Source organism: Kitasatospora sp. NPDC059599 (assembly GCF_042735125.1).
Lineage (GTDB): Bacteria > Actinomycetota > Actinomycetes > Streptomycetales > Streptomycetaceae > Kitasatospora.
This window is the reverse complement of the sequence record NZ_JBHWCL010000282.1, coordinates 1-4,029: the sequence shown is the minus strand read 5'-3', so window position 1 is coordinate 4,029 and position 4,029 is coordinate 1. Positions and strand designations below refer to the sequence as shown.

At 71.9% G+C, this 4,029-nt stretch carries 3 protein-coding genes; all 3 read left to right on the top strand.

Annotated elements, in window-relative coordinates:
• The first annotated feature begins 132 nt into the window (after positions 1–132).
• On the top strand, positions 133–1,164 hold the full coding sequence (gene pstC, locus ACFV04_RS43485) for a phosphate ABC transporter permease subunit PstC (protein ID WP_380536610.1): 1,032 nt from the start codon (positions 133–135) through the stop codon (positions 1,162–1,164).
• 70 nt (positions 1,165–1,234) lie between these two features.
• Entirely contained in the window at positions 1,235–2,488 is a 1,254-nt protein-coding gene (pstA, locus tag ACFV04_RS43480; protein ID WP_380536609.1) for a phosphate ABC transporter permease PstA, read from the top strand.
• Positions 2,489–2,526: 38 nt separating this feature from the next.
• On the top strand, positions 2,527–4,029 hold a 1,503-nt coding region (locus ACFV04_RS43475), incomplete at its 3' end, for a phosphate ABC transporter substrate-binding protein PstS (protein WP_380536607.1).

Below are 4,029 nucleotides of genomic sequence, written 5' to 3'. Positions count from 1 at the left end.
GCCCCGCGCTTCCCTCCCGCCGAGGCAGCCCCGGACCCCGGACCCTCACCGAACACGCCCGTTCCCGAGCAGGGCCCTCACCGAGCACGCCCGTTCCCGAGCACGCCCGTTCCCGAGCACGGAGAGCACACCATGACATCGGCCGCCGAGCCCGCGGCACCGTACGCCGGGGCGTCACGCCAACCCGACCACGGGCCCGACCAGGACGTCCCGCGCACCATCACCGCCCCCGCGACCCCGGGCGACCGGGTGTTCCGCGGCGTGCTGCGGCTGGCGGGCCTCTCGGTCTTCGCGATCATGGGACTGATTGCCTTCTTCCTGGTCCTGCGCGGCACCGACGCGCTGCGTACGGTCGGCTGGTCCTTCCTGACCGAGCAGAAGTGGCAGACCGCCGCGCACAACTTCGGCATCGCCGCCGTCCTGCCCAACGGCCTGCTGATCGCGGTGATCGCGCTGGTCATCGCCGTCCCGGTGGCCCTCGGCACCGCGATCTTCATCTCCGAGTACGCGCCGGTGCGGCTGCGCGCCGCGCTGATCTCGCTCGTCGACCTGATGGCGGCGATCCCCAGCATCGTCTACGGCCTGTGGGGCCTGTTCTTCCTGCAGCCGCGGATCATCGGCTTCGTCCGCTGGATGGCCAACCACCTGGGCGACACCGTCCCGTTCCTCAAGGTGCGCATCGGCGACATCGGCACCTCGTACACCTCGTCGACGTTCATCGCCGGCGTGGTGGTCTCCCTGATGATCATCCCGATCGTCACCTCGCTCAGCCGGGAGGTCTTCTCCCAGGCCCCGCAGGGCGAGCGGGAGGGCGCGTACGCGCTGGGCTCGACCCGCTGGGGGATGGTCCGCGCGGTCGTCCTGCCCTTCGGCAAGGGCGGTGTGATCGGCGCGGTCATGCTGGGCTTCGGCCGGGCGATGGGCGAGACCATCGCGGTCGCGCTGATCATCTCGCCGAACTTCAAGGCCATCACGCACATCCTGGAGAACGGCGCCAACTCGATCTCCGCGCTGATCGCGCTGCGCTTCGGCGAGTCGGACTCGCTGTCGCTCTCCGCGCTGATGGCCGCCGGTCTGGTGCTGTTCGCGCTCACCCTGCTGGTCAACGTGCTGGCCGGGGTCGTCATCAACCGCTCGCGCTCCGGCGCCGCGACGGCGGACTGACCGTGACGGACCGTCAGCCCGAACGCCGGGCAGGGGAACGCCGACACCCGAACCGTGAAGGGACCATCCGATGACCACGCTCGACCTGCCGCCGGTCGCGGCGTCCGGGCCCGCCGGCGGACCCGCGCCCACCGCGCCCGCCGCGCCCACCGCGTCCGCGCCCGGGGCCGCCCGCCCCGAGAAGAAGCTGCGGATCGGCGGCGTCACCCGCGACGACGTCCTCACCCTGGGGGGCGCGACGGCCGGCTCGCTCGCACTGGACTGGGTGCTGTACGAGCGGGTGCTGCCGTTCAGCGGCGCCTTCGGCTTCCTGGTCTGCTGGTACCTGCTCTTCCTGGCCGGCTACTACCTGCTCGGCCGGCTCCAGTGGAACCCGATGACGGTGCGGGACCGGCTGGTCGGCGTGGTCGCCTGGAGCTCCGGGCTGCTGGTGGTCTCGCTGATCGCCGACCAGATCGGCTACGTCGCGAGCCGGGGCTGGGAGGCGGCCCAGCACCTGAACTTCTTCACCGAGTCGATGGAGCACACCGGCCCGCTCGACCCGCTCACCTCCGGCGGCGCGCTCAACGCGATCGTCGGCTCGCTCGAACAGCTCGGCCTGGCCACCCTGTTCGCGGTTCCGCTGGGCATCGCGGCGGCCGTCTTCATGTCCGAGGTCGGCGGCCGGATGTCCCGCCCGGTGCGCACCCTGGTCGAGGCGATGACGGCGCTGCCGTCCATCGTGGCCGGCCTGTTCATCCTCGGCGTCGTGATCATCACCTTCGGCTTCGAGAAGAGCGGCTTCGCGGCCGCGCTCGCGCTCACCGTGATGATGATGCCGATCGTCACCCGGGCCGCCGAGGTGGTCATCCGGCTGGTGCCCGGCACCCTGCGCGAGGCCTCGTACGCGCTCGGCGGCAGCCAGTGGCGCACGGTGTGGAACGTGGTGCTGCCGACCGCCCGGCCCGGTCTGGTGACCGCGGTGGTGCTCGGCATGGCGCGCGGCGTCGGCGAGACCTCGCCGGTGCTGCTCACCTCCGGCTTCACCTCGCAGTTCAACGGCAACCCGTTCGAGGGGCACCAGGTCTCGCTGCCGCTGTACATCTGGAACTACGTCAAGCAGCCGTACGACGGGATGATCGCGCGCGGCTTCGCGGCCGGACTGACCCTGATGGGCGTGGTGCTGGTCCTCTTCGTCACCGCCCGCGTGGTCGGCGGCCGCCGGCCCGGGCAGCTGACCCGGGGCCAGAAGCGCCGGATCGACCGGGAGGCCCGCCGCCTGGAGGCGGCCGCCGTCGGCGCGGCCGCCCGCCCGTACCCCCTCCGACCGCGGGCGCAGCAGTGATGTCCCGTCCGACCACCCTCCGTCCCAGAGGAGTTCACATGTTCCGGGAGGCCGCAAGGCGCTCCATGGCCCGGCTGCTGGCAGGGACGATGTCCCTGTCGCTCGCCACGGCCTCCCTGCTGATCGGGCAGACCCCGGCCCACGCGGCCTCCGTCTCGCTGAGCGCGGACGGCTCCAGCTGGGCCGGCCCCGCCATCGACCAGTGGCGGCAGGACGTGTCCCCGCAGGGCATCCAGATCAACTTCAACCCGGTCGGCTCGGCGGCCGGCCGCACCCAGTGGTCGATCGGTCAGGACGACTTCACCGCCTCCGACGTGCCGTTCCGCTCCGCGCCGGACACCGGCGTCGGCCAGGGCGGCAAGGACGCCGGCACCGGCAGCAAGGAGAACCCGGTCTACGGCTTCTCCTACGTGCCGATCACCGCGGGCGGCACCACCTTCATGTACAACCTGGTCGTCGGCGGCAAGCGGGTCACCGACCTGCGGCTCTCCCCGCAGACCGTCGTGGACATCTTCACCGGCAAGATCACCAACTGGAACGACCCGAAGGTCACCGCCGACTACGGCAAGGCCCTGCCTAACCTGCAGATCACCCCGGTGATCCGCTCGGACGGCTCCGGCGCCACCGCGCAGTTCACCCGCTGGATGGAGCACACCCACAAGGACCAGTGGGACGCCTACTGCAGGTCGGTCAACGGCGTGACCTGCGGCGACTACACCGAGTTCTTCCCGCCGTCCGGCCGGATGGTCGCCCAGAACGGCTCCGACGTGGTGGCCGGCTACATCAAGTCCCCGGGCAACCTCGGCACCATCGGCTACGACGAGTACGCCTTCGCCAAGCGCAGCAACTGGCCGGTCGTGAAGGTGCTCAACGCGGCCGGCTACTACTCGCTGCCCACCGCCTCCAACGTCGCCGTCGCGCTCACCGCCGCCAGGATCCGCGGCGTGGACGACAACACCGCGGCGGACGACCCGAACTACCTGCAGCAGAACCTCGACGGCGTCTACACGATGAACGACCCGCGCGCCTACCCGATCTCCAGCTACAGCTACCTGATCGTGCCGCGCGCCGGCGCGGCGCTGCCCCCGCCGCCGCGCTTCAACAACGACAAGGGCTCCGCGCTCAGCCGCTTCCTCTCCTACGTGCTGTGCGAGGGCCAGGGCAAGGCCGACGACCTCGGGTACTCGCCGATCCCGCGCGGCCTGGTCCGCGGCGGCCTGCTGCAGACCAGGTCCATCCCGGGCAACGCCGGCACGGTCGACCCGAACACCCTCTCCAACTGCGCCAACCCGACCTTCAACGCGGCCGGCGAGCTGACCGTCCTCAAGAACGCCCCGATGCCGAGCGAGTGCGACAAGCAGGGCGCGCCGCTCAACTGCGTCGTGCAGGGCGGCAAGGCGACGCCGGCCGGTTCGGGCGGCGGCTCCGGCTCCGGTTCCGGCGGCTCGAACGGCTCCGGCGGTGCGGCGGGTGGCACCGGCGGTACCGGTGGCACCGCTGGGTCCGGCGGGTCCGGGGGCGGCTCCGGGACGGCCGGCGGC

Bases quoted from the DNA above. Each gene is read 5' to 3' on its own strand.
- pstC (WP_380536610.1), top strand. From the start codon at position 133: ATGACATCGGCCGCCGAGCCCGCGGCACCGTACGCCGGGGCGTCACGC.
- pstA (WP_380536609.1), top strand. From the start codon at position 1,235: ATGACCACGCTCGACCTGCCGCCGGTCGCGGCGTCCGGGCCCGCCGGC.